The organism is Nocardioides bigeumensis, from assembly GCF_039531755.1.
GTDB lineage: Bacteria > Actinomycetota > Actinomycetes > Propionibacteriales > Nocardioidaceae > Nocardioides > Nocardioides bigeumensis.
In genome coordinates this window covers 168,080-192,239 of sequence record NZ_BAAAQQ010000013.1, presented here as the reverse complement: position 1 = coordinate 192,239, position 24,160 = coordinate 168,080, and the positions used below count along the sequence as shown (strand labels likewise).

Here is a 24,160-nt window from a genome sequence, read left to right as displayed (position 1 = left end):
GCGTCGAGATTATCGCTGGCCGTCCGTCGTAGGCTGACCGCCATGGCTGGTCCCGTCGAGCCCCGCGGTCAGTACTCACCAGGCGATCCGGCGAACCTGCGCGTCTCCGACGAGGATCGGCACAAGGTCGCCGAGATCCTTCGCGAGGCAGCGGGCGAGGGTCGCCTCGACCTCGACGAGCTCGACGAGCGGCTCGAGGCGGCGTACGCCGCGAAGACCTACTCCGACCTGGTCCCCATCACCGTCGACCTGCCTGTCGCGGGCGGCCCGCAAGCCCCGGTGCCGCGTCCCGCGACCGCGCCCGTGCCGGTCGGCGCCGCCAGCCACACCACGTCGATCGCGGTGCTGAGCGGCGCGACGCGGCGGGGCGTGTGGCAGGTGGGCGAGCGCTACACGGCGTTCGCGTTCTGCGGAGGCGTCGACCTCGACCTGCGCGAGGCGGTCTTCAGCGCCCGCGAGACGGTCATCTACGCCAACGCGATCTGGGGCGGCATCGACATCATCGTCAACGAGCACACCGACGTCGTCGTCGAGGGCGTCGGCATCATGGGCGGCTTCGACCAGGGTCGGGCCCGGGTGCCGGCCAACCTCACGCCCGACTCGCCCGTGGTGCGGGTCAAGGGCGTCGCGCTGATGGCCGGCGTGACGGTCACCCGCAAGGCCATGCCGGGCGACGAGCCGCGGGGGATCCTAAGGCGACGCTACCACTGACACCCGCACCAGCGTCACGGTCTCAGGACGTCGCCGGGGCATCCAGAAGCCCCGGCTCGCCAGGTCCGCGCCGGTCCGCGGCAGGCCCGCCGTCGGGCCGTCGGGGTGCAGGTCGGCCGACTTGGAGACCTTGCTGAGCGTCACCGGGCCCTCCCAGGCGAGTGAGTACGACGCCGCCGGATCGAGCCCCGGGACGCGGACCCACACCCCGCGGTTGTGCGCGGACTCGTCGAGCTGCACGTGCGCCACCAGCGCCTCCGAACGGTCGGAGGCCACGACCCCGTGCAGCAGCACCGTGGGGTCGGACGACTCAGGCCGGACCACGCGCCCCGAGTGCAGCAACCCGCGCAGGTCGCGATAGAGCGTCACCCAGCCGGCCAGCGACGCGAGCTCGTCCTCCGACGCCGACGACAGGTCCCACTCGATGCCGAACGACCCGAAGAGCGCGGTCGCGGCGCGGAAGTCCAGCGACAGGGTCCGCCCCGTGGTGTGCGAGGTCGGCGACGAGACGTGCGCGCCGGCGTACTCGGGGGCGATCAGCTGCGTGGTCCACCGCTGGATCTGCTGGCGGGCCAGGGCGTCGGTCATGTCGGAGGTCCAGAAACGCTGCACCTTCTCGACCAACGAAAGGTCGATGCGGCCGCCGCCGGAGGCGCAGGACTCCCAGGCCACGCCGGGGTGCGCGGCCCGGAGCGCGTCCAGGAGCCGGTGGTAGGCCGCGTCCTGGTCTCGCGCCGCGGCAGCACCGCCGCGCGTCGACGAGCCTGCCTCCAGGAGGTCGCGGTTGTGGTCCCACTTCACGTAGTCGACGGGGTACGCCGACAGGACCGCGTCCATCCGGTCGAAGACGTGCTGCCAGGCCTCGGGCCGGGTCAGGTCGAGCACCTGCTGGTAGCGCTCCTCCAACGGGAGGCGGTCACCCACCGCCAGCACCCAGTCGGGGTGCTCGCGGAAGAGGTCGGAGTCGGGGTTGACCATCTCGGGCTCGAACCACAGCCCGAAGCCCATCCCGAGACCGCGCACGTGCTCGACCAGCGGACCGAGGCCGCCTTGCTCGGCCGGCCAGACGGCCTCGTCGACCCACCAGTCGCCCAGCCCCGCGCGGTCGTCGCGGCGACCCCGGAACCAGCCGTCGTCGAGCACGAACAGCTCCACGCCGACCCGTGCTGCGCGGTCGGCGATCGCCTTCAGCCGGTCCAGGTCGTGGTCGAAGAACACCGCCTCCCACACGTTCAGCACCACAGGCTGCCCGCCGGGCCACACCGACGACGGGTGGGCCGGCAGCGATCGCTGCCACGTGTGCCAGGACGCGGCGAGTCCGTCGAGCCCGTCCTCGGCTGCGCCGAAGACCACCCAGGGGGTCGCGTACGTCGTTCCCGGGGCCAGCACCACCTCGCCGGGAAGCAGCAGCTCGCCGCCACCCGCGGTCGTGCCGGACGCCGCGCCTCGCTCGACGCGGAGCACCGAGTTGCCGCTGTGGGCGACGTGCACGCCGAGGACCTCGCCCCGCGTGGTCGAGAACCCCTCGGTCCCGAGGACGACCATCGTCGCGGCGTCGAGACCCGGCCGGCCGCCGCGCCCCTCCCGCAGCCACACCCCGTCGGCGACCCCGTGCCGCTGCGGGCTGCGCTCGCGCTCGTGCCGGCCGGTGAGGTCGAGCACCTCGACGAGATGGTCGGGCACCGGCAGCACGACCTCGAGTCCCTCGAGGAGGTAGTCGTCCGGACCGTCGTTGGTCAGGTGGTGCCGCATCCGCAGCACCCCTCCCACCAGGGACTCCGCCTCGGTGCGCAGCACCAGCCCGGCGCCCGGGTCGTGCGCGGTGAGCACGAGCCGGTTACCGTCGACGGTCACGTCGTCGGTGCCGAAGCGGGTGGACCAGGCGCTCCCGTCGAGCCGGTGGCCGCGCAGGTGCGGCCGGGTGAAGAGCCCGTGCGCGTGCTCGCCGAGCAGAGGCATCCCGGGTCCGCCGGGCACGGGCGGCACGGCTTCTCCGGCCAGGTCGGACCCCCCGAGCCCACACCAGGTGACCACGGGGAGCCGGTCGGTGAGGAGGGCCAGCTCGACCGTCGTACGACGCTGATCGGATGTCGCGCCAGGGAACAACATGCCGCAGCCTTACCACGAAGCTTGCCGGCGCCGCTGGCAGGTTCACGAGGCGCGCGAGCGGCGTGGTCGTCGTGGACAGAGTGACGGGGGGTGCAGTAGACAGAGCGTTGAGGTGACCTGCGCCACAGCGTCGGCGGCACTCCCAAGCACGTGGGGGAAGTGGGGCAGTCATTGATCCAGACGAATCGTGAGGAGTCAGGATGACAGCGCGACGCAGGTTGGCCGGTATCGGGCTTGCCGCGGTCATGGTGGTGGGGGCCTCCGGATGCCTCCAGCAGCCCGGCGGCGGGGGCGAAGGGGGTGTCGGCGGCGTCGTCGCGGACAACGCACAGCCCGACGGGGACAGCACCGTGACCATCCTCGGCGCCTTCGGTGGCGCCGAGCAGGAGGCCTTCGAGGCCTCCCTCGCAGCCTTCGAGGACGAGAGCGGGATCGACATCGAGTACACCGCCGACTCCGACTTCACCACCACCATCAAGCAGAAGGTCAACTCGGGCGACGCGCCCGACATCGGGTTCTTCCCGCAGCCCGGCGGTCTGCTGGAGCTGGCGGGTCAGGACAAGATCCAGGCGATCGACACCTTCCTCGACTACGACAAGCTCGACGAGACCCTCGTCCCGGGCTTCCTGGAGTCCGCCCGGCTCAACGGCCGAGTCTACGGCGCCCCGATGCGGATGGCGATCAAGAGCGTCGTCTGGTACCCCAAGAAGGCGTGGGACGAGGCGGGCTACCCCAAGGAGTTCGCGACCTACCAGGAGCTGATGGACTTCAGTCAGCAGCTGGTCGACGACGGCCAGACCCCCTGGTGCATGGGCTGGGAGTCCGAGGCCGCCACCGGCTGGGTCGGCACCGACTGGCTCGAGGAGATGGTCCTCCGCGTTGCCGGACCTGACGTCTACGACCAGTGGGTCACCCACAAGATCCCGTTCAACGACCCCGCGATCGTCGAGTCCCTCGACATCTTCGGCGACCTGGCCAAGAACCCCGACCTGGTCTACGGCGGGGTCCGCGGCGTCCTCAACACCCCGTTCTCCGAGGCCGGCTTGCCCTCGTTCGACAACCCGCCGAAGTGCTGGATGGAGCGACAGGGCAACTTCGTCACCGGCTTCTACCCGGAGGAGGTGCAGGCGAACCTCGACGAGGAGGTCGGCCAGTTCGTCTTCCCGCCCTACGAGGGTGGCTACGAGGGCACCCCGGTGCTGGGTGGTGGTGACATCGCCGCGCTCTTCAACGGCAACGACGAGGACGCACAGGCCGTGATGGAGTTCCTCACCTCCGACCAGTTCGGCGCCGAGTGGGCGCAAGCGGGTGGCTGGCTCTCGCCGCACGCCACGTTCGACGCGAGCAACTACCCCGACGAGACGACCCGCACGGTGGCCGAGATCGCCGCCAACGCCTCGGTCTTCCGCTACGACGCCTCGGACGTCATGCCCAAGAGCGTCGGGTCCGGCACCTTCTGGACCGAGATGGTCAAGTGGCTGAACGGCGAGTCCTCCGAGGACGCGACGACCGCCATCGAAGACTCCTGGCCGACCTCATGAGCGACGTCGAGACCAAGCCCACGCCACCGCCTCCAGCGGACGGACAGACCGCACCCGTCGCAGAGGGTCCGGAGCCGTCCGCAGCCGGCGGCGCCCGGCCGGCCATGATCGCGATCGGCATCGCCGGTCTGGTCCTGACCTGCTGGTTCCTCGGGAACCTCTTCCTGGCCTTCGCCTACAAGCCCGGATGGTTCTTCGACAGCAAGATCCTGATCGGCGTCATCGCCCTCGTCGCCGGCGTCGGCGGCGCGTACGTGTTGTTCTTCTTCCTCAACATGGCGATCGAGGGTCTGCCGCAGAAGACCGCTGAACGGGTCTACCCCTATGCGTACCTGCTGCCGGGGCTGGGCCTGATCACGTTGATGCTGCTCTACCCGACGGTGCAGACGATCAACTACTCCTTCGCCAACGCCGACAGCACCGAATACATAGGGTTTGACAACTACGTCGACATCTTCGGCGACAGCGAGTTCCGCATCTCGATCTTCAACAACCTGCTTTGGCTGTTGATCGTCCCGGTCGTGACGGTTCTGCTCGGCCTCATGGTCGCCGTCCTCAGCGACAAGCTGTCGGCGCGCGGCGAGAAGATCTCGAAGAGCACCATCTTCCTGCCGATGGCCATCTCGTTCGTGGGGGCCTCGACGATCTGGAACCTCGTCTACGACTACAGCAGCGGTGACCAGCAGATCGGCCTCCTGAACGCGATCTGGACGACGCTGGGCGGGTCGCCCCAGGCCTGGCTCGACATCTCCACAGGACGTCTCAACTCGATCCTGCTGATGGTGATCCTGATCTGGCTGCAGGTCGGCTTCGCGATGATCCTGCTGTCCTCGGCGATCAAGGGCGTCCCGGAGGACACCATCGAGGCGGCGCGCATCGACGGCGCCACGGAGTGGCAGATCTTCATGCAGGTCGTCGTCCCGCAGATCAAGGGCACGCTGATCACCGTCTTCATCACCGTGGTGATCCTGGTGCTGAAGGTCTTCGACATCGTCTACGTGCTCAAGGGCCAGGGGCGGGACAAGACCAACGTCATCGCCAACTTGTTCTTCAACGAGCTCTTCGCCAACGACCAGGCCGGCCGGGCCTCCGCGGTCGTGGTGGTGCTGCTCGTCCTGGTGCTGCCCGTTCTCTGGTACCAGGTCCGGCACTTCCGTGCAGAGGAGGCGAACCGATGAGCAACCAGACGGTTGGGGTCGAGCTCGCGGAGACGACCCGGGACGACTCGACGCCGAAGCGGCCGCAGGGAAGCAAGCTGATGGCGGACGGGCGTCCGCGCAGCGCCGTGGCCATCGTGTCGATGATCCTGCTGTGCCTGCTCTGGACCGTCCCGACCCTGGGGCTGCTCGTCACCTCGCTGCGGTCGCGGGAGGACGCTGCGACCACGGGATGGTGGACGGCCCTCTGGAACGGCGGCTGGACCTTCGACAACTACCGCGGGGTCTGGGAAGGCACCAACATCAGCGACGGCTTCATCAACAGCCTCGTGGTGGCCATCCCGGCGACGATCATCCCGATCATGTTCGCGGCGTTCGCTGCGTACGCGTTCACCTTCATGGACTTCCGCGGTCGCGACGTCATCTTCATCGCGATCGTGGCGGTGCTGGTGGTGCCGATCCAGGTGGCCTTCGGCCCGATGCTCGACCTGCTGGGCCCGCGCGGGCTCGGCATCTCGGGGCAGTACATCGCCGTGTGGCTCCTGCACACGGGCTTCGGCATGCCGTTGGCGATCTACACGCTGCGCAACTACATGGCGACGTTGCCGAAGACGATCATCGAGTCGGCCAAGATCGACGGGGCGACCCACTTCCAGACCTTCTGGAAGCTGATCGTGCCGATGTCGGTCCCGGCGCTGGCGGCGTTCGCGATCCTGCAGTTCCTGTGGGTCTGGAACGACCTGCTCATCGCCAAGCTCTTCCTGTCCGCGAGCAACTCCACCGTGATCGTCGAGGTGCAGGGCCTGCTCGGCACCCAGGGTCAGGGCCAGGAGCTGCTCACCGCAGCGGCGTTCATCTCCATGCTGGTGCCGCTCCTCGTGTTCTTCACGATGCAGCGGTTCTTCGTGCGGGGACTGACGGCCGGCGCGGTCAAGGGCTGACCGGTTTCCACAGACTCTCCACGCACCGGCCCGCCGGGTACACCCCCAGCGGTCTGGTGCGCGGAGAGCACGTCCCGCTAGCGTGACGTGCGTCACTTCACTACGGATCGTCCGGCACGTACCTGCCGGTGAAGGAGAGAAGTCAACATGGCAACAGTGACCTTCGAGAAGGCTCAGCGCTGGTACCCCGGGGCCGACGCGCCCGCCGTACCCGGCCTCGACCTCGAGATCAAGGACGGCGAGTTCATGGTCCTCGTGGGCCCGTCGGGATGTGGCAAGTCCACCTCCCTGCGGATGCTCGCGGGCCTGGAGGAGATCAACGACGGCAAGATCTTCATCGGAGACCGCGACGTCACCCACGTGCCGCCGAAGGACCGGGACATCGCGATGGTGTTCCAGAACTACGCGCTCTACCCGCACATGACGGTCGCCGACAACATGGCCTTCGCGCTCAAGATGGCCAAGGTCCCCGCCGAGGAGCGCAAGAAGCGCGTCGCCGAGGCGGCCCGGATCCTCGGTCTCGAGGAGTTCCTCGAGCGCAAGCCGAAGGCACTGTCCGGCGGGCAGCGCCAGCGGGTCGCGATGGGCCGGGCGATCGTGCGGTCGCCCCAGGTCTTCTGCATGGACGAGCCGCTGTCCAACCTCGACGCCAAGATGCGCGTGCAGACGCGCACCGACATCGCGAAGCTCCAGGCCGACCTGGGCGTCACCACCGTCTACGTCACCCACGACCAGGTCGAGGCCATGACGATGGGCGACCGGGTCGCCGTCATGAAGCTCGGTGTCCTCCAGCAGGTCGACACCCCGCTCAAGCTCTACGACAAGCCGGTCAACCTCTTCGTCGCCGGCTTCATCGGCTCGCCGCAGATGAACCTCATCGAGGCGACCTCCAAGGACGGCAAGGCGCAGATCGGCAACTACCTCGTGCCGGTCGACCCCGCGGCCTCCCAGCAGCTGGGCGCCCAGCACAGCAGGATCACCGTGGGCGTGCGGCCCGAGGCGTGGCGCCTGGTCTCCGAGAACGAGGGCGGCCTGCCCGTGCGGGTCACCGTCGTCGAGGAGCTGGGCGCGGACGGCTTCGTGTACGGCACGTCCGACGTCGAGGGCACGCCTGGCAACGTGATCGTCCGGGTCACCGGTCGCGACCACGTGCAGAAGGGTCAGACGATCTACGTCACCACCGACCCGCAGAACGTGCACGTGTTCGACACCGAGACCGGCGAGCGCCTGTCCGACTGATCGACACCCGGTGAGACGTGAGCGGCGCCCGACCACTGTGGTCGGGCGCCGCTGTCGTGCGCGGAGGTTTCGTGGCGTCGCCTGGCTAGCGGCTCCTCCTCAACCACCGAAAGGAGTGGCCCTGTCAGCCGTACGCCGAACGGCGTCGGCGAAGGTCTCGAACAGCGCCGAGGGCAGGTCGTGGCCCATGCCGTCGATCAGCAGCAGCTCGGCGCCCGGGACGGCAGCGGCGGTCGCCCGGCCCCCGGATGCGTGCACCATCCGGTCGGCGGTGCCGTGCACGACGAGCGTCGGGATGCTCAGCTGGCGCAGGCGCGGGCCGCGGTTGGGCTGGGTCAGCACCGCCATCATCTGGCGCAGCACCCCCGAGGCGCTGATGCCGCGCTCGTAGGTCGTCAGCGCCTTCTCGCGGATCTCGTCGGCGGTGGGCGGGTACGCCGGCGAGCCGATCAACCCCCACACGAGCGTCGAGCGGGCGACGTACGCCTCACGGCTCGAGCCGCTCGGGGAGATCAGCACCGGCAGCAGGCGCGGGTGCTGCCAGCCGACCGAGCGTTTGCCGGTCGTGGACATCACGCTGGTCAGCGAGCGGACGCGGTCGGGGTGCTCGATGGCCATCGTCTGCGCGATCATTCCGCCCATCGACACGCCCAGCACGTGGGCGGAGTCGAGGCCCAGCTGGTCGAGCAGCCCGACGGCGTCGCGGGCCAGGTCGTCCATCGTGTAGGCCGGCCCCTGCGGCAACGGCCGCCCGGCGAAGGCGCGGAGCATCGCGGCGCGGGTGACCCGGCCCCGCAGTCGCGACGAGCGACCCGTGTCGCGGTTGTCGTAGCGGATCACGAAGAAGCCGCGCGCGACCAGCAGCCGGCACAGCCGCTCGTCCCACCAGGTCATCGGGCCGCCGAGGCCCATGATCAGCAGCAGCGGCTCTCCGGTCCCCCCGTCACCGGGTGGCGTGCCGAAGGTCTGGTAGCAGAGCTCGACGCCGTCCGCGACGGCCGCGAACCGCTCCTCCGAGACCGTCGTCTCCGGGGGCTGGCTCTTCGGTTGGACCTTCCTCGATGCGCGCATGTCCATAGGTAGAACAGGTTACTGTCCTAAGCGTGAGCTCGCTCGCGCCGTTCCTCCTGCCCGAGGGCTTCAGCAGCCCCGGCGTGGTCGCCGCGCTCCGGGAAGCGAGCGTCGTCGGGGAGGGTGGGCGCTACCTGCTCCGGACCTGGGCCGACCACCGGTCCCGCCGCTCGCAGCCGTACGCTGCCGGGGCGGCCCGTGAGGGCCAGCCGGTGGTCCTGGTCCCCGGCTTCCTGGCCGGCGACGGGTCCCTGGGGCTGCTGTCGCGGCGGCTGCGGCAGGAGGGCTACCGCACCTACGGCTCGCACATCCGCGTCAACGCGGGCTGCACGGAGGGTGTGTCCGGGCTCCTCGAGCAGCGTCTGGAGTCGGTCGCCGAGCGGCGGGGGAGCAAGGTGACCGTCGTCGGGCACAGCCTGGGCGGCATGCTGGCCCGCGGTCTCGCCGTACGCCGGCCCGACCTGGTCTCCGGGATCGTCACCCTGGGCAGCCCGATGCTCGCGCCTGCAGCCCACCACGCCTCGCTGACCCGCAGCATCGAGCTGCTGGTCCGGCTCAGCCGCGCCGGTCTGCCGGGTCTGCTGGCGGAGGACTGCGTCGCCGGCGCCTGCGCGCAGGCGAGCTTCGACGAGGCCCGCGCGCCGCTGCCCGAGGGCGTCGCCTTCACCGCGGTCTACTCTCGGCGCGACGGCATCGTCGACTGGCGCGCCTGCATCGACCCTCTGGCCCGCGCCGTCGAGGTCACCGCGTCCCACACCGGGATGGCCTTCGACCCCCGCGTGGCCGACGTCGTGCTGGCTGCCCTGCGATCGACCTCGTCAGTGCTCGAAGTCGACGGCGGCGTAGTCGCGTAGCTTCGAGAGCCGGTGGTGACTCGTGATCGAGCGGATCGTGCCGCTGCGTGAGCGCATCACCAGCGAGTGCGTGGTCGCGCCGCCCGCGCGGTAGCGCACGCCCTTCATCAGCTCGCCGTCGGTGATGCCGGTGGCGGAGAAGAAGCAGTCGTCGCCGGTGACCAGGTCGTCGGTGTAGAGGATGTGGTCGTCGTCGAGGTAGTGGCCGGCGTCCAGCGCCTTCTGCCGCTCCTCGTCGTCGCGCGGCCACAGCCTGCCCTGGATGACGCCGCCGGTGCACTTCATCGCGCAGGCGGCGATGATGCCCTCCGGGGTGCCGCCGATGCCGAGCAGCAGGTCGATGCCGGTGTCCGGCAGGGAGGCCATGATCGCGCCGGCGACGTCGCCGTCGACGATGAACTTGATGCGCGCCCCGGTCGCTCGGATGTCGTCGACGAGCTGCTCGTGCCGAGGACGGTCGAGCAGCACGACAGTGACGTCCTCGGGGGCCGAGCCCTTGGCCTTGGCGACGGCGTGGATGTTCTCCGCCACGGGAAGCCGGATGTCGACGACGTCGGCGGCCCCGGGACCGGCCACCAGCTTCTCCATGTAGAACACCGCGGACGGGTCGTACATCGTGCCCCGCGGGGCGACGGCCAGGACCGCGATCGCGTTGTTCATGCCCTTGGCGGTGAGCGTCGTGCCGTCGATCGGGTCGACCGCGACGTCACAGGGCGGGCCGATGCCGTCGCCGACCTCCTCGCCGTTGTAGAGCATCGGGGCGGCGTCCTTCTCGCCCTCGCCGATGACCACCGTGCCGCTCATGCTGACCCCGGAGATGGTGGCGCGCATCGCCTCGACGGCGACGTGGTCGGCGCCGTTCTTGTCTCCCCGGCCGACCCAGCGGCCCGCAGCCATCGCCGCGGCCTCGGTGACCCGCACCAGCTCCATGGCCAGGTTGCGGTCCGGCGGCTCCTTGTGGACGGTCTCCGGCGGCAAGGGCTCCATGGGCGCACTCTAGCGATCCGGGGCCGGACCCTCGGACCCTCGGACTCTCGCCGAGGACCTCTCACGGGGGCAACAACCGCGCAATTGCTGAGTTGCGGCCCTGTTTCGGCGCGATCAGGGGCAACAACCAAACAATTGAACGATTGCGGCCACTAGTGGAGCAGCGCGAGAACCGTGACCCCGGCGACCAGCGACAGGGGCGTCACCACGAGCGAGACGCGGTGGAAGTGCCAGGTGGTGGGCGCCAGGTCGAGGCGTTTCAGGCCCCGACGCCACAACAGGTTGGCCAGCGAGCCCGTCCAGGTCAGGCCGGAGCCGATGTTGAGGCCGAGGAGGGCGGCCAGGACCGCGACGGTGCCGAGCGGCTCGAGCATCGGCACCAGCAGCAGCGTCGCCGAGAGGTTGGTGACCAGCGCCGAGAGCAGGGTCGCGACCAGCGAGATGAGGAGCAGGCCGGCGTACGACGTCGAGCCGGGCAGGGCGTGGCGCACCAGGTCGCCGAGCGCGCCGTCGGCGAGGGCCGCCACGACGATGCCCAGCGCCAGCACGAGGACGGCGAACCCGGGGTGGGCCGCGCCCAGGACGTCGCGACCGACGACGAGCGCGCGGGTGCGTGCCCAGGCGACGAGGACCACGGCGGCGGCACCGGACACCCAGAAGGGGTGCCAGTCGAGCTGGCCGACGACGACGAAGCCGGCCAGCATCACGCCGACCACGACGATCGGGAAGCCCGTCTCCTGGTCGGACACGGACTCGGCCACGGGCTCGGGCTCGGCCACGGGCTCGGCCACGGGCTCGACTGCTGACGTGCGCAGGTCGGCGCGGAAGAGCCAGCGCAGGGCGGCGTACTCGACCAACAGCACGACGGCCAGCACCGGGGCCATCGCGGCCACGAAGCCTGCGAAGGAGAGCCGCAGGTGGTGCAGGGCGAGCAGGTTGGTGAGGTTGGAGACGGGCAGCAGCAACGAGGCGGAGTTGGCCATCCGCAGGCTCGTGTGGGCGTTCGGCCAGGGCGAGAGGCCGGACGCGACAGCGGCGCCGACCACGACCGGCATCAGCAGCACGACGGTGGCGTCGAGGCTGAGCACGACGGTGACGAGGGCCGCGAGCAGGAACACTCCCGACATCAGCACGACCGGACGGCCCTTGCCCCAGCGCGCGACGACGCCTGCGGCGCGCACGAAGACGCCCGCCTTGGCGCACACGTCGCCGACCACCAGGATCGTGACGAGGAAGAGCACCACCGGGCCGAGGTGCTCGACCACGCCGCGGACCCCGACCCAGTCGAGCCCGCCGGCCGCCATCGTCGCGCCCGCCGCCGCCACGGCGACGACGGCCTCGATCCGTCCGCGCGGGTGACCCACGGCGGTGGCCAGCAGCACCACGAGCGCGACGACCGGCACCCACTCGAGCGACGCGGCGAGGTGGGGCTGCACAACCGCGAACGCTACGGCCCTGGGACAATCGCGAGGTGACCCAGACCCAGCCTCAGGAGGAGCCGACCGGCACCGCGGCACGCTACAAGCGGTCCTTCGGCGGGCTCGTCGGGTCGATGATCGTCCTGGTCCTTCTGGTGGGCGCCTTCGTCGTGCTGCGCAGCCTGATCCGCGACGACCCGGAGGTGCACCCCGAGCCGGTTGACTACCTCGGCACGGTCCGGCTGGCCCAGGCCGCGGGGCTCGACGTGGTCTACCCCGCGGAGCTGCCGCGCGGCTGGGAGGCCACCAACGTCGAGTCCGGCGAGGTGTGGACGATCTCGCTGCTCACCGACGCCGGCCGTTACGTCAGCCTGCGCCAGGTGCTCGAGCCCGGCACGGACCTGGACGAGCTGGTGGCGACGTACGTCGACGAGGAGGCGAGCGAGGGCGACGCCGTCGCGATCGACAGCGACCTCGCGGGGGAGTGGCGGACGTTCGCCGACCCCGACGGGGACACGGCGTACGCCGCCCAGGTCGGCGGGGAGTGGCTGCTGGTCTTCGGCTCGGCGCCGCCCGCCGATCTCGAGCAGCTGGTCACCGAGCTGACGCAGGCACCCCTCGAGCGCGGCTAGTCCTTCGGGGCGGCGGCGTCCAGGCGCGCGCGGGCCCCGTCGAGGGCCTCCTGGCAGCGCTTGGCCAGCGCCTCGCCGCGCTCCCACAGGGCGAGGGACTCCTCGAGCGTGGTGCCGCCCGCCTCGAGCGTGCGGACCACCTCGATCAGCTCCTCGCGGGCCTGCTCGTAGGTGGGCTGCTCACCCGTCGTGTCGCCCGTGGTGCCAGGGGTCGTGTCGTCGGTCATCTGTCTTCCTCGGTGGGTAGCAGGTCGACGCCGGTCACGGTCGCGTGCACGCGACCGTCGGCGACTCTGGCCGTGACGCCGGAGCCCGCGGCCAGCTCGGCCACGGAGGTGACGGCGTGCCCGTCGGCGTCCTGCAGCACGGAGTAGCCGCGACGCAGGGTGGCGAGCGGTGAGAGGGCACGGACGCGGGCGACCTGGTGACCCAGGTCGTCCTCGGCGCGGTCGAGACGGTGCCGGAACGAGCGCCGCGCCCTCTCGCGAAGCTGGTCGACCTCGGCCTCGCGGGCCTCGATGAGCGACACCGGGGCGGCGAGAGCGGGCCGCGAGCGCAGCGTGTCGAGACCGAGCTGCTCGCGCTGGAGGAGCTGTTCGACCAGGGTGCGCACCCGGTCCCGCGCCCACGCGACGCCGCGCAGCTCGTCGGCGACGTCGGGGACGACCAGCTTGGCCGCGTCGGTCGGGGTGGAGGCGCGCACGTCGGCGACCAGGTCGAGCAGCGGTTGGTCCTGCTCGTGGCCGATGGCGGACACCACCGGTGTGCGCAGCCGGTGGACCGCGCGCACGAGGGCTTCGTCGGAGAACGGCAGCAGGTCCTCGACCGACCCGCCGCCGCGCGCCACGACGATCACGTCGACCCGTCGGTCGCGCTCGAGCCGGTCCAGCGCCTCCATCACCTCGGTGGCCGCGCGCGGGCCCTGCATGGCGGCGTAGGCCACCTGGAACTCGACTCCGGGCCATCGGCGGCGCGCGTTGTCGAGCACGTCGCGCTCGGCCGCGCTCTTGGGTGCGGTGACCAGGCCGACACAGGCCGGCAGGAAGGGCAGCGTCCGCTTGAGCTCGGGCGCGAAGAGCCCTTCGGCGGCGAGCAGCTGACGACGGCGCTCGAGGCGGGCGAGGAGCTCGCCCAGCCCCACCATGCGGATCTCGCGGGCGTAGAGGGAGAGCGTGCCGCGGTTGGGGTAGTAGGACGGCTTGGCGTGGATCACGACCCCGGCGCCCTCGACGACCGGCGGGTCGAGGCTGTCGAAGAGGCTGCGGGCGCAGGTCACCGGGATCGAGATGTCCGCGACCGCGTCGCGCAGCGTCATGAAGACGGTGCCCAGGCCGGGGCGGCGAGTGACCTGGGCGATCTGGCCCTCGACCCAGACCGCTCCCAGCTTGTCGATCCACCCATCGATCGCGGCAGCGATCTGGCGCACCGGTGCCGGTGCTGCGAGGGAGGTCTCCAAGGCCACGGCCATGACCCTAACGTCGGGCGCCGACCAGCCGAGTCGGCGCTTGGTCGAGCGACGGCGGTCGACTTCACGCCGACTCGGCAGCCTAGAGGTCGACGTAGCGCCGACTCGGCGGGATGGGCCGGCCTCCGTAGACTCGCACCATGAGCATCGACCTGGGTCAGCCGCGCGTCCTCTCGCCGGACGAGGCCGAGCGCGAGGTCCTGCTCGCGGCACCGCGCGGCTACTGCGCCGGCGTCGACCGCGCAGTGATCACCGTCGAGAAGGCGCTCGACCTCTACGGCTCGCCCGTCTACGTGCGCAAGCAGATCGTGCACAACAAGCACGTCGTGTCCGACCTTGAGGCGCGCGGGGCGATCTTCGTCGAGGAGCTCGACGAGGTCCCCGCGGGAGCGACGGTCGTCTTCTCCGCGCACGGGGTCTCGCCCGAGGTGCACCGCCAGGCCGAGGTCCGCTCGCTCAAGACCATCGACGCCACGTGCCCCCTGGTGACCAAGGTGCACCACGAGGCGAAGCGCTTCGCCGCCGACGACTACGACATCCTGCTGATCGGCCACGAGGGCCACGAGGAGGTCGAGGGGACCGCCGGCGAGGCCCCCGAGCACATCCAGCTCGTCCAGTCGCCCGCCGACGTGGCCGGGATCGTCGTCCGTGACCCCGCCAAGGTGGCCTGGCTGTCCCAGACCACGCTGTCGGTCGACGAGACCCTCGAGACCGTCGCCGCGATCCGCGAGCGCTTCCCCCAGCTCCTCGACCCGCCGAGCGACGACATCTGCTACGCCACGCAGAACCGTCAGCTCGCGGTCAAGGAGATCGCCAAGGACGCCGACCTGGTCATCGTGGTCGGCAGCGGCAACTCGTCGAACTCCGTGCGGCTGGTCGAGGTGGCGCTGGAGGCCGGCGCCGCCGCGGCGTACCGCGTCGACGACGCCTCCGAGATCGTCGAGGCCTGGCTCGACGGCGTCCGCACCGTCAGCGTCACCTCCGGGGCGAGCGTCCCCGAGGAGCTGGTCGAGGGCGTGCTCGCCTTCCTCGCCGAGCGCGGCTACCCCGACGCCAAGGCGGTGCACTCCGCCGAGGAGAGCCTGATCTTCGCCCTCCCACCCGAGCTGCGCCGCGACCTGCGCGCCGCGTCGAAGAGCTGACCGGGTCGTGGCTCGCTACGTCGACGTCCACCCGGTCGACCCGCAGCCGCGCCTGGTCCAGCAGGTGGTCGACGCCCTGCACGACGACGCGCTGATCGCCTACCCCACCGACTCCGGCTACGCGCTCGGCTGCCAGCTGGGCAACCGCGACGGCCGCGACCGGATCCTGCGCATCCGCGAGCTCGACGACCGCCACCACTTCACCCTGATGTGCGACTCGTTCGCCCAGATGGGGCAGTTCGTGCACGTCGGCAACCACGCGTTCCGGGCGATCAAGGCAGCCACTCCCGGCCCCTACACCTTCATCCTGCCGGCCACCGGTGAGGTGCCGCGCCGGCTGATGCACCCGAAGAAGCGCACCGTGGGCGTGCGGATCCCCGACCACCGGTTCGTGCACGCGCTGCTGGCCGCTCTCGGCGAGCCGCTGCTCACCTCGACGCTGATCCTGCCTGGGGAGACCGAGCCGCGCACCCTTGGCTGGGAGGTCAAGGAGGAGCTGGACAACAGCGTCGACCTGGTCGTCGACACCGGGGAGGACGTGCTGCCGCAGCCGACCACGGTCGTGGACTGGTCGGAGGACGTGCCGGAGATCCTGCGGTACGGCGCGGGAGACGCGGGCCGCTTCGAAGCCTGACCTCAGCTCGGTGGTCGAGCAGCGAGCTTCGACACGCCGACCACGCCTTCGCAGGCTCAGGCGTGCGGCTGCTCAACCTGACCTCGCCCACGCCGAGCGCTCGTTCCTCACGCTCGGCTGCGAGGTCACAGCAAGTGAGCGATGGGCCTTCGTGCCTTGCGGGCGCGGTACGCCAGGCTGCCCAGGACCAGCGCGTAGCCGGCGACGAGCGCCGGGGCGTGGACCGAGAGCCCGGACACGACGGCCTGCACCACCCCGTCGGACGGGTGCGCGATCAGGCCGGGCTTGGCGATCCCGGCCAGGATGAAGACCCCCAGCATGAGCAGCGGCGGGAGCACGCCCACCGTGAAGAAGTCGCGGGGGCGCACCAGCCAGGCGAGCAGCAGGCAGGACGCGACGAAGCACAGGTCGAAGAAGAGCGACAGCTCGCCCGAGATCACGAGGTCGATCGCGACGGCCGACAGCGTGAGGGCGAAGCCGAGGGCCACGACCTGCCCGCCGGGGTCGCGCCCCGCCGGCCAGGCCGCCTGCTGGTGGCCTGGTCCTGGCTCGGTGCGCACGCTCGTCACGCCGCTCACATCGCCACCGTAGGGGCGGACCCGGTCTCGTCGTCGGAGCCTCGCCGGTGCCCGTGGTGGGGAGCGTGGAGCCTGACGGGCGCGGATCGCGCCGCCGACTCCACCTGGCGGGGGCCCGGAAGGTCGCCGAGCCGGCGCGCGCTGACCAGCACCCTCGACTCCAGCGATCCCATCGCGTGGTTGTAGTGGCCGACGGCCGCGTTGAGCGAGCGCCCCACCTGGTCGAGGTGGCTGGAGAGCGTGCCGAGGCGCTCGTGGAGCTCGCGACCGAGCTGCTGGATCTCCCGGGCCTGGTCGGTGAGCGCCTCGTGGCTCCACCCCTGGGACACCGTGCGCAGCAGCGCGATCAGGGTCGTCGGCGTCGCGAGGACGACCTGGCGGGACGCCGCGTGCTCCAGGAGGCCGGACTCGACCTCCAGCGCCGCCGACAGGAACGCCTCGGCCGGGACGAACATGACGACGAACTCGGGCGTGCCGGCCAACGACCGCCAGTAGCGCTTCGTGGACAGCTGGTCGACGTGGCTGCGCAGCTGGGCGACGTGCCGGCGCAGGTGCGTCTCCCGCGCCTCGTCGTCGTCGGCGGCACAGGCGTCGAGGAAGGCGTCCAACGGCACCTTGGCGTCGACGACCAGCTCGCGGCCGCCGGCGAGATGGACCACCAGGTCGGGCCGCCTTGCCCCGTCGTCGAGTCGCACCTGCTCGCTGAAGTCGCAGTGCGCGACCATCCCCGCAAGCTCGACGGCTCGGCGCAGGTGCATCTCGCCCCAACGCCCGCGCACCTGCGGCCGGCGCAGCGCCGTGGAGAGCGAGCGCGTCTCGCCGCGGAGCAGGTCGGTGCTGTGGCGCATGTCGTCGACCTGCTGGGCCAGCTGGCCCTGCCAGCTCGCCCGGTTGTGCTCCAGGTCGCGCAGCTGGTCGTGCAGCCGCTCGAGGCCCTCACGTACGACCGCCTGGTCGCCGACCCGCTCGACCTCGTCCGGGAGCGGTCGCGAGCGCGCCCACAGCACGCCGACGAGCGCGCCGAGGGCGAGGCCCACAGCCAGCGGGAGCAGCGCGGAGAAGTCCATGGCCCGAGCATGGACGAGCCCACCGACAAGTCCTCCAAGACAGGGTGGGATCAGGTCCCCGAGGCCGCGCGCGCCTGCAGGTAGCGCTGCTCCGGCACGCTCGTGGCGAGCCGGGCCGCTTCGGCGTACGCCGCCCTGGCCTCGTCGGCCCTGCCCAGTCGGTCGAGCAGGTGGCCGTGCACGGCATGCACCCGGTGCTGGCGGCGCAGCGCCGGCTCGTCGAGCAACGGTCCGACCAGGGCCAGGGCGGACTCCGCTCCCTCGGTCTCGGCGACCGCGACCGCCCGGTTGAGCGAGACCACCGGGCTCGGCGACAGGGTTGCGAGCATGTCGTAGAGGGCGACGACCTGCGCCCAGTCCGTCTCGGCGGGGGTCACGGCATCGGCGTGCACCGCGGCGATGGCCGCTTGGAGCTGGTAGGGCCCGACCGGTCCTGAAGGGAGCGCCGCCTCGACGAGCGCGACGCCCTCGGTGGCCAGGGCGCGGTCCCACTGGGTGCGGTCCTGCTCGGCGAGGGGTACGAGCGCGCCGTCCGGAGCCGTGCGGGCCGCGCGTCGGGCGTGCGTGAGCAGCATCAGGGCCAGGAGGCCGGTCACCTCGCTCTCACCGGGCAGCAGCGCGTGCAGCCTCCTGGTCAGCCGGATCGCCTCCTCGGCCAGTGAGACGTCGGTGAGGCCGGTCCCGCTGGTGGCGGTGTGGCCCTCGGTGAAGACCAGGTAGAGCACCTGGGCCACCGCGACCACCCGGTCCGGGAGCTCGGCGGGAGGGGGGACCGCGAACGGCGCGCCCACCTCGCGCAGCCGAGCCCTCGCCCGGGACAGGCGCTGCGCCATCGTGCTCTGGGGGACCAGGAACGCGCGCGCGATCGTGTCCGTGCTCAGCCCGGACACCGAGCGCAGGGTCAGGGCCACCTGCGACGGCCGGCTCAGCGCCGGGTGACAGCACAGCAGCAGCAGGGCCAGCGAGTCGTCGCGCTCCGAGGCCGGTCCGGGCGGCACCGGCTCTGCCCGCCAGGTCGCCTCCTCGCGAGCGGTCCGCGCGGTGTCGGACCGCCAGGCGTCGACCAGGCGCCGCGACGCGACCCGCACCAGCCAGGCACGCGGGTCGGCCGGCGTCCCGTCCATGGGCCACTGGCGCGCGGCAGCGAGCAGTGCCTCCTGCACGGCGTCCTGGGCGGTCTCGAGGTCGCCGTACCTGCGCAGCAGGGCGGCGAGGACGTGCGGCGTGGCGTCGCGCCACACGTCCTCGTACGCCGCAGGGCGGACCTCAGGAGTCGTCGCCATCGCCCCACATGGCCGGACGCAGCTCGACGGTCCCACCCGGCTGGGCGAAGTGCGCGGCGATCTCCTCGGCGCGCGCCCGGGTGGCGCACTCGACGACGAAGAAGCCCGCGAGCTGCTCCTTGGTCTCGGCGTACGGCCCGTCGGTGGCCACGTGGCCGTCGGGGTTCCAGGCGTAGAGCGTGCTCGAGGCAGGGTCGGCGAGCGCCTCGGCGAACACGAACTCGCCGTTGGCCGACAGCTCCTCCATCAGTGCATCGAAGTCGCGATCGCTGCTGTCGTGGTACTCCTGGCCCAGCGCACGGCCCTCGTCGGTGAGCAGCTGGGTCGGGTGGCCCCAGGGCTGGGGGTTGGAGTGGATCAGGATCACGTACTTCACGTCGGTTCCTCTCGTCAGGACGCCGCTCGTCGGCGTCTCACCCGGTACGTCGGAGCCGTGCGACGCCGTTCGACGTCCTTGGAGGTCGGATGCGGAAGAATCTTCCATGATGCCCGCCTCCGCTCCGCCCAGCGCCTCCTCTCGGGCCCGGTCCGGGGCCACGGCATTGGCGGTCGGCTCGATCGTGAGCGGCGTCCTGGCCTACGTCTTCTTCGCGGTGGTGACGCGAGCGCTGGGCGCCACCGACGCGGCCCCGGTATCGGTGCTGTGGGCGTGGTGGGGCTTCGCGGCCGCGGGCGTGACCTTCCCGGTGCAGCACTGGGTGGCCAGGTCCGTCACGGCCGACGGCAGCGAGGGACCGGTCGGAGGGGCGCTGCCGCGCGTCGTGCTCCTCGTGCTGCTGGCGTCGGTGGCGTCCTGGCTCCTGGCGTGGCTGCTCCGCGAGACGCTCTTCGACGGGATCGGTGCGTTCCCCCTGCTCGTCGGCGCCGTGACGGCGCTGTCGGGGCTCATGGGGCTGGTGCGCGGCCTGCTCGCGGCGCGGGCACGGTTCGGCGCCGTGGGTGCCGTCCTGGTCGCCGAGAACGCCCTGCGGTGCCTGGTGGCGGCCTTGCTGGTCGCGGTCGGCTCGCGGTCGCCGGCGGCGTACGGCTTCGCCCTGCTGGCCGGGTACGCCGCTTGCCTTGCGTGGCCGTCCGCGTGGCGGCCTCGCGGGTCCGGTGCCGCGCGGCCGTCGGCGGCGTTCCTGGGCGGGGCCGCGGGCGGACAGCTGGTCGGCCAGGCCGTGCTGACGGGTGGGCCGGTGGTGCTGGCGCTCGGTGGTGGAGCGCCGGCGGAGGTGACCGCGCTCTTCGCCGGCCTGGCGCTCTTCCGAGCCCCCTACACCCTGGCCGTGGGGCAGGTGTCGGCGCTGACCACCCGGGTCACCGACCTCGTCGTGGGCGGCCGCACCGACCGGGTGCGGCGGCTGCACCGCGGCGTCGTCGCCGCCACTGTCGTCGCGGCACCGCTCGCCGCTCTGGTGGGCGGACTGCTCGGACCCCCCGCCCTCCGGCTGGTCTTCGGTGCCGACGCCGCCCTTGCGGGGAGGCCCAGCGCCCTCGTCGCGGTCGGCACGACCGTCGCCGTGGCGGGCCTGGTCCTCACGGTGCTGGCGATGGCGCACGACCGCGCCCCCTCGATCGCGCTGGCGTGGGTGGTGGCGTTGGTGCCCGGCGCCGCGGCGTACGCGCTCGTCGACGACTCGCTGGACCGCGTGGTGGTGGCGTTCGTCGTGGTCGAGGCCGTCGCCTGGCTGGGGCTCAGCCTCGCGGGCCGGCCTTCGTCGCCCTAGGGTCTCGTCGCGGCCAGCAGGACCGACGAGCCGAACGGCAGGTCGACCCGGGGGAGCACGCGGGCCTCGGCGGCGGAGGCACCGCGCAGCACCCGGTCGAGCACCGGGTGCACCGACGGGAGCCTCTCGGCCGGCGGGCCGGAGCGCACGCGCTGCAGCAGCCGCTGGCCGGCGAAGAGCGGGAACACCGCGCCGAAGGCGTACGTCGCCCGCTCGACCGTGAGCCCTGCTCGCTCGACCGCGGCGACGATGCGCGGCCGGGTGTAGCGGCGGTAGTGGCCCGCGCGGACGTCGTGGTGCGACCAGGCCCACTGGTAGGCCGGCACCGAGACCAGCAGCCGTCCACCGGAGGACAGCACGCGGGCGAGCTCGTCGAGGGCCGCGGCCTCGGACTCGACGTGCTCCACGACGTCGAACGCGGCGACCACGTCGAACGACCCGTCTGCGAACGGCAGGTGGGGCAGCGCGCCGACGACGCCACGTCCGGCAGTGAGGCCGCGCGCGTCGAGGTCGAGCGTCACGTGCGTGTGGTCGCCGCGCATCCAGGCGGCGGAGGGTCCGTCGGCGCTGCCCACGTCGAGCAGCCGCGCGGGGGCGCCGAGGTAGGGAGCGAGGGCGGCCTCGAGCAACCGGGCCCGCGCCGCGAACCACCAGTAGTCCGGCGCCTCGACCGACGACGAGCCAGGCTGGTGCGTCACTGCTCGATCAAGAGCGCCGGCCCGCCACCGATGCGAGCAGCGTCTCGGCCACGCGGTCGCACTCGTCCGGGGTCAGCGAGTTGTGGAAGGGCAACCGCAGCAGGCGGCTGCTCACGTCGATGCTCACTGGGCACTCCGTCGGCCGGGCCGCGAACCGCTCGCCGCCGTCGGAGTCGTGCAACGGGACGTAGTGGAACGCCGACTCGATGCCCTTCCGCTTCAGGTCGCTCATCACCGCACGTCGCATCGACGCCTCGGGCAGCAGCACGTGGAAGAGGTGGTACGCCGGCTCGACGTCGTCCGGCACGACGGGCAGCTGCAGCCCCAGCTCGTCGGCGTTCGGCGCCAGCGCGGCGGCGTACCGCTCGTGCACCGCCCGGCGTCGGGACTGGATGGACTCACGCCGCTCGAGCTGGGCCAGCAGGACCGCGGCCAACGGGTCGGCGAGCCCGAAGGAGGAGCCGTTGTCGCGCCAGGAGTACTTGTCGACCTGTCCGAGGAAGAACGCCTGCCGGTCGGTGCCCTTGTCGTAGTGCACCCAGGCACGGTCGACGTCGGCGGTGTCGCTGACGACGAGGGCGCCGCCCTCGCCGCAGATGAAGTTCTTGGTGTCGTGGAAGCTTAGCGTCGCGAACCTCCCGAGCGTGCCGAGGGGTTCGCCGCGCCAGCGACCGAAGAGGCCGTGCGCGTTGTCCTCGACGACCGCCACGTCGGGGCGGTCCTTCAGCACCTCCCGGATGCCCTCGACGTCGCAGGCGATGCCGGCGTAGTGCACCAGCACCACGGCCTTCACCGAGTCGTCGAGCAGGGCGGCCACCGAGGCCGGGTCGGGCCCGAGAGTGCGCGGCTCGATGTCGCAGAAGAGGATCCGCGCGCCCTGCCGCACGAAGGCGAGAGCCGACGAGGTGAAGGTGAACGACGGCACGATCACGGTGTCACCGGGACCCAGGTCGAGCAGCATCGCGGACAGCTCGAGCGCAGCGGTGCAGGAGGTGGTGAGCAGCACCTCGGCAGCACCGGTCTCGGCTTGCAGGATCTCCACGGCCTTGTGGCTGAACTGCCCGTTGGCGGAGGTGCTCCCTCCGCCGAGGAGCGACTCGCGGGCGTACTCCGCCTCCGCGTCGCCGTAGTCCGGGACGTTGAAACGGATCGGCCATTCCGGGTTCGCGTACTGGCTCAACGGGCTCCTCCGAGGGGGCGTGCTGGGTTCACTGCTGTCTCGACCACGGCAGTGGGCGCTCGAGGAAGGTCTCGAGCTCCCCGTCGCTTCCTGAGAAGTACCCACGGAGGCGAGCCGTCAACACCGACCCTAGACGGGGTGCTTCGACCCTGGACCGGTTGACCTGCCTGCCGAGCGACGGCGGACGGAACTCCGGGTGAACACCCAGCCAGGAGTACGTCGTCGCCAGGCCGCTCGCACCGCTCGTGGGATCGGCGAGGAGCTCCTCCAGCACGAGCACCCGCAGGCGGTCGCCGAACGCGTCCCGCCACGGTGCCAGCTGCCGGGCGTAGAGACCGCGCTCGAGGTAGGCGAACGGCGACACCGACGTCTTCGCGGGGTCCCACTCCTGCGGTCCGTCGAGGTTGTCCTCGAGCGCCTGCTCGAGCGGACGCGTCTCGAACCCGTGGGTGGTGCTCAGTTGCCAGTTCGACACCGCCCGGGCCACCGGGTCGCGCAGCTGCGCGATCACCTGGGTCGCCGGCCCGAGGACCGTCCTGACTCGCTCGATCACCTCCGGCACCTCGAGATAGCTGGTGCTCTTCTCACCGAGCCGGGTGCCGTCCGCTGCGCCGGAGAAGTACGTCGCGTCGTACCAGCCGTGGCCGACGACGTCGTCGCGCAGGAAGACCTTCGGCTCCGGTGAGGCGGGCTCGGACATGGCGATCTGCGGGTGCTCGTCGAGCAGGGTGCGCAGGTACGTCGTGCCGCTGCGCTGCGCGCCGATCACGACGAAGTGCCGCCCGGACGCGCAGTCACTCCCCATGGACGCGTTCTCGCACGTGGTAGGTGTCGGGTGCGCTGACGGCGTTGAGGGTGCGGACGACGTACTCACCGAGCATCGAGAGCATGCCGATCGTGAAGCCGTTGAAGATGGCCAGCAGGACGACGATCGTCGTCCAGCCCTCGACCTGGGTGTCGTCGACGAGACCCTTCACGAGGTAGATCCCGCCGAGCACGAAGCTGAGGGCGGCGACCCCGAAGCCCATGGCCGCCAGAGCCCGCAGCGGCCACGAGGAATAGCTGAAGAGGATCGTCAGGACCAGGCGAAGGATCCGTCGGGCGCCGTAGTTGCTGCTGCCGGAGGCCCGCGCCGCGTGCCGGACGGTGACGTTGCCGCGGTGGCTGGAGTAGAGGAGCGCCTGGCCCGTGACGTAGGGGTGCGCGGTCTGCGACGCGCAGATCCGATCGACCACGTCGCGCCGCAGGATGCGGAAGTTGGAGACCGTCAGGTCGGCCGGCTGGTTGAAGATCCGGCGGTTCACGAGGCCGATCAGGCCGCTGCCGATGCGCCTGTACGGCGGCGCCTGCTTCTGCTCGTACCTGCCGAACACCACGTCGTGCCCGCCGGCGAGCGCCGCGTCGATGAGCAGCGGCACCTGGTCGGCGGGGTTCTGACCGTCGTCGTCCATGGTCACGACGTAGTCGCCGGTGGTCTCGCGCAGACCGGCGAGGTTGGCGTGGTGCTGGCCGTAGTTCTTGAGCAGGTTCACCGCGACCGCCCCGGGGATCTTCCGGACCTTCGCGGAGACGACCTCCCAGCTGTGGTCGCGACTGCCGTCGTTGACCAGCACCAGCTGCAGCGGGAGGCCGTGGGCGGCGAAGACGCCGACGACGTCGTCGATGGTGGTCTCCACGACCTGCTCGCTGTTGTACACGGGGATGACGACCGAGTAGCTGTGCGCTCGTGGATCGGTCACGTCAC

Annotated in this window: 24 protein-coding genes; 10 read left to right on the top strand and 14 right to left on the bottom strand. The window is 71.5% G+C overall.

Features of this window, described 5'->3' with window-relative positions:
• Positions 1-42: 42 nt before the first annotated feature.
• Positions 43-711 (top strand): DUF1707 SHOCT-like domain-containing protein, encoded by a 669-nt coding sequence (locus ABD295_RS15185; protein ID WP_344304627.1) that lies wholly within the window; start codon positions 43-45, stop codon positions 709-711.
• On the opposite strand, the gene ABD295_RS15180 is transcribed toward ABD295_RS15185, so the two are convergent.
• A complete protein-coding gene (locus ABD295_RS15180) occupies positions 691-2,820 on the bottom strand; it encodes an alpha-galactosidase (protein WP_344304626.1) in 2,130 nt (709 codons plus the stop codon). The genes ABD295_RS15185 and ABD295_RS15180 overlap by 21 nt on opposite strands.
• A gap of 200 nt (positions 2,821-3,020) precedes the next feature.
• On the opposite strand from ABD295_RS15180, the gene ABD295_RS15175 reads away from it, so the two are divergent.
• The 4 genes from ABD295_RS15175 (at position 3,021) to ABD295_RS15160 (ending at position 7,698) form a co-directional block, all read left to right on the top strand.
• Entirely contained in the window at positions 3,021-4,361 is a 1,341-nt protein-coding gene (locus ABD295_RS15175; RefSeq protein ID WP_344304625.1) for an ABC transporter substrate-binding protein, read from the top strand.
• Positions 4,358-5,539 carry a carbohydrate ABC transporter permease gene (locus tag ABD295_RS15170; protein WP_344304624.1) on the top strand — a complete coding sequence of 394 codons (1,182 nt, stop codon included), beginning with the start codon at positions 4,358-4,360 and terminating at the stop codon, positions 5,537-5,539. The genes ABD295_RS15175 and ABD295_RS15170 overlap by 4 nt, the downstream gene beginning before the upstream one ends.
• Positions 5,536-6,459 (top strand): carbohydrate ABC transporter permease, encoded by a 924-nt coding sequence (locus ABD295_RS15165; protein ID WP_344304623.1) that lies wholly within the window; start codon positions 5,536-5,538, stop codon positions 6,457-6,459. Before ABD295_RS15170 ends, ABD295_RS15165 begins: the two co-directional genes overlap by 4 nt.
• A 147-nt stretch (positions 6,460-6,606) precedes the next feature.
• Positions 6,607-7,698: an ABC transporter ATP-binding protein gene (locus tag ABD295_RS15160; RefSeq protein WP_344304622.1), complete on the top strand. Its 1,092-nt coding sequence runs from the start codon at positions 6,607-6,609 to the stop codon at positions 7,696-7,698.
• 99 nt (positions 7,699-7,797) lie between these two features.
• Here the strand turns inward: ABD295_RS15160 and ABD295_RS15155 are convergent, their stop codons facing one another.
• On the bottom strand, positions 7,798-8,775 hold the full coding sequence (locus ABD295_RS15155) for an alpha/beta fold hydrolase (RefSeq protein WP_344304621.1): 978 nt from the start codon (positions 8,773-8,775) through the stop codon (positions 7,798-7,800).
• A 26-nt stretch (positions 8,776-8,801) separates the two neighbouring features.
• On the opposite strand from ABD295_RS15155, the gene ABD295_RS15150 reads away from it, so the two are divergent.
• On the top strand, positions 8,802-9,623 hold the full coding sequence (locus ABD295_RS15150; RefSeq protein WP_344304620.1) for an alpha/beta fold hydrolase: 822 nt from the start codon (positions 8,802-8,804) through the stop codon (positions 9,621-9,623).
• On the opposite strand, the gene glpX is transcribed toward ABD295_RS15150, so the two are convergent.
• Positions 9,588-10,610 carry a class II fructose-bisphosphatase gene (gene glpX / locus ABD295_RS15145; protein ID WP_344304619.1) on the bottom strand — a complete coding sequence of 341 codons (1,023 nt, stop codon included), beginning with the start codon at positions 10,608-10,610 and terminating at the stop codon, positions 9,588-9,590. The genes ABD295_RS15150 and glpX overlap by 36 nt on opposite strands.
• A gap of 152 nt (positions 10,611-10,762) precedes the next feature.
• Positions 10,763-12,046 carry an SLC13 family permease gene (locus ABD295_RS15140; RefSeq protein WP_344304617.1) on the bottom strand — a complete coding sequence of 428 codons (1,284 nt, stop codon included), beginning with the start codon at positions 12,044-12,046 and terminating at the stop codon, positions 10,763-10,765.
• Between the two features lie 35 nt (positions 12,047-12,081).
• Here ABD295_RS15140 and ABD295_RS15135 point away from each other — a divergent pair, with 35 nt between their 5' ends.
• Positions 12,082-12,660 carry a DUF4245 family protein gene (locus ABD295_RS15135; protein WP_344304616.1) on the top strand — a complete coding sequence of 193 codons (579 nt, stop codon included), beginning with the start codon at positions 12,082-12,084 and terminating at the stop codon, positions 12,658-12,660.
• Here ABD295_RS15135 and ABD295_RS15130 read toward each other — a convergent pair.
• Positions 12,657-12,887, bottom strand: coding sequence for an exodeoxyribonuclease VII small subunit (locus ABD295_RS15130; protein ID WP_344304615.1), 231 nt, complete (start codon positions 12,885-12,887; stop codon positions 12,657-12,659). The two genes, ABD295_RS15135 and ABD295_RS15130, sit on opposite strands and share 4 nt — an antisense overlap.
• Positions 12,884-14,122 carry an exodeoxyribonuclease VII large subunit gene (xseA, locus tag ABD295_RS15125; RefSeq protein WP_344304614.1) on the bottom strand — a complete coding sequence of 413 codons (1,239 nt, stop codon included), beginning with the start codon at positions 14,120-14,122 and terminating at the stop codon, positions 12,884-12,886. The genes ABD295_RS15130 and xseA overlap by 4 nt, the downstream gene beginning before the upstream one ends.
• 143 nt (positions 14,123-14,265) lie before the next feature.
• Between xseA and ABD295_RS15120 the strand changes: the two genes are divergently transcribed.
• On the top strand, positions 14,266-15,267 hold the full coding sequence (locus tag ABD295_RS15120; RefSeq protein WP_344304613.1) for a 4-hydroxy-3-methylbut-2-enyl diphosphate reductase: 1,002 nt from the start codon (positions 14,266-14,268) through the stop codon (positions 15,265-15,267).
• Between the two features lie 7 nt (positions 15,268-15,274).
• A complete protein-coding gene (locus ABD295_RS15115; RefSeq protein WP_344304612.1) occupies positions 15,275-15,901 on the top strand; it encodes an L-threonylcarbamoyladenylate synthase in 627 nt (208 codons plus the stop codon).
• 125 nt (positions 15,902-16,026) lie between these two features.
• Here the strand turns inward: ABD295_RS15115 and ABD295_RS15110 are convergent, their stop codons facing one another.
• The 4 genes from ABD295_RS15110 to ABD295_RS15095 are packed head-to-tail and all read right to left on the bottom strand — an operon-like array spanning position 16,027 to position 19,205.
• On the bottom strand, positions 16,027-16,479 hold the full coding sequence (locus tag ABD295_RS15110; protein ID WP_344304611.1) for a DUF6542 domain-containing protein: 453 nt from the start codon (positions 16,477-16,479) through the stop codon (positions 16,027-16,029).
• The gene (locus ABD295_RS15105) at positions 16,476-17,546 is read right to left on the bottom strand and encodes a DNA recombination protein RmuC (protein ID WP_344304610.1); all 1,071 of its coding nucleotides are present in this window, start codon (positions 17,544-17,546) and stop codon (positions 16,476-16,478) included. Before ABD295_RS15105 ends, ABD295_RS15110 begins: the two co-directional genes overlap by 4 nt.
• Before the next feature lie 50 nt (positions 17,547-17,596).
• Complete coding sequence (locus ABD295_RS15100; protein WP_344304609.1) at positions 17,597-18,829, bottom strand: RNA polymerase sigma factor; 1,233 nt, start codon at positions 18,827-18,829, stop codon at positions 17,597-17,599.
• Positions 18,813-19,205, bottom strand: a complete 393-nt coding sequence (locus tag ABD295_RS15095) for a YciI family protein (RefSeq protein WP_344304608.1) — start codon at positions 19,203-19,205, stop codon at positions 18,813-18,815. Before ABD295_RS15095 ends, ABD295_RS15100 begins: the two co-directional genes overlap by 17 nt.
• Before the next feature lie 109 nt (positions 19,206-19,314).
• On the opposite strand from ABD295_RS15095, the gene ABD295_RS15090 reads away from it, so the two are divergent.
• Positions 19,315-20,538 carry a polysaccharide biosynthesis protein gene (locus ABD295_RS15090; protein WP_344304607.1) on the top strand — a complete coding sequence of 408 codons (1,224 nt, stop codon included), beginning with the start codon at positions 19,315-19,317 and terminating at the stop codon, positions 20,536-20,538.
• On the opposite strand, the gene ABD295_RS15085 is transcribed toward ABD295_RS15090, so the two are convergent.
• The 4 genes from ABD295_RS15085 to ABD295_RS15070 are packed head-to-tail and all read right to left on the bottom strand — an operon-like array spanning position 20,535 to position 24,155.
• Positions 20,535-21,236, bottom strand: a complete 702-nt coding sequence (locus ABD295_RS15085) for a class I SAM-dependent methyltransferase (protein WP_344304606.1) — start codon at positions 21,234-21,236, stop codon at positions 20,535-20,537. The genes ABD295_RS15090 and ABD295_RS15085 overlap by 4 nt on opposite strands.
• A 7-nt stretch (positions 21,237-21,243) precedes the next feature.
• Positions 21,244-22,416: a dTDP-4-amino-4,6-dideoxygalactose transaminase gene (gene rffA / locus ABD295_RS15080; protein ID WP_344304605.1), complete on the bottom strand. Its 1,173-nt coding sequence runs from the start codon at positions 22,414-22,416 to the stop codon at positions 21,244-21,246.
• 28 nt (positions 22,417-22,444) lie between these two features.
• Complete coding sequence (locus ABD295_RS15075) at positions 22,445-23,221, bottom strand: sulfotransferase (protein WP_344304604.1); 777 nt, start codon at positions 23,219-23,221, stop codon at positions 22,445-22,447.
• On the bottom strand, positions 23,211-24,155 hold the full coding sequence (locus ABD295_RS15070; protein ID WP_344304603.1) for a glycosyltransferase: 945 nt from the start codon (positions 24,153-24,155) through the stop codon (positions 23,211-23,213). Before ABD295_RS15070 ends, ABD295_RS15075 begins: the two co-directional genes overlap by 11 nt.
• Positions 24,156-24,160 lie beyond the last annotated feature (5 nt).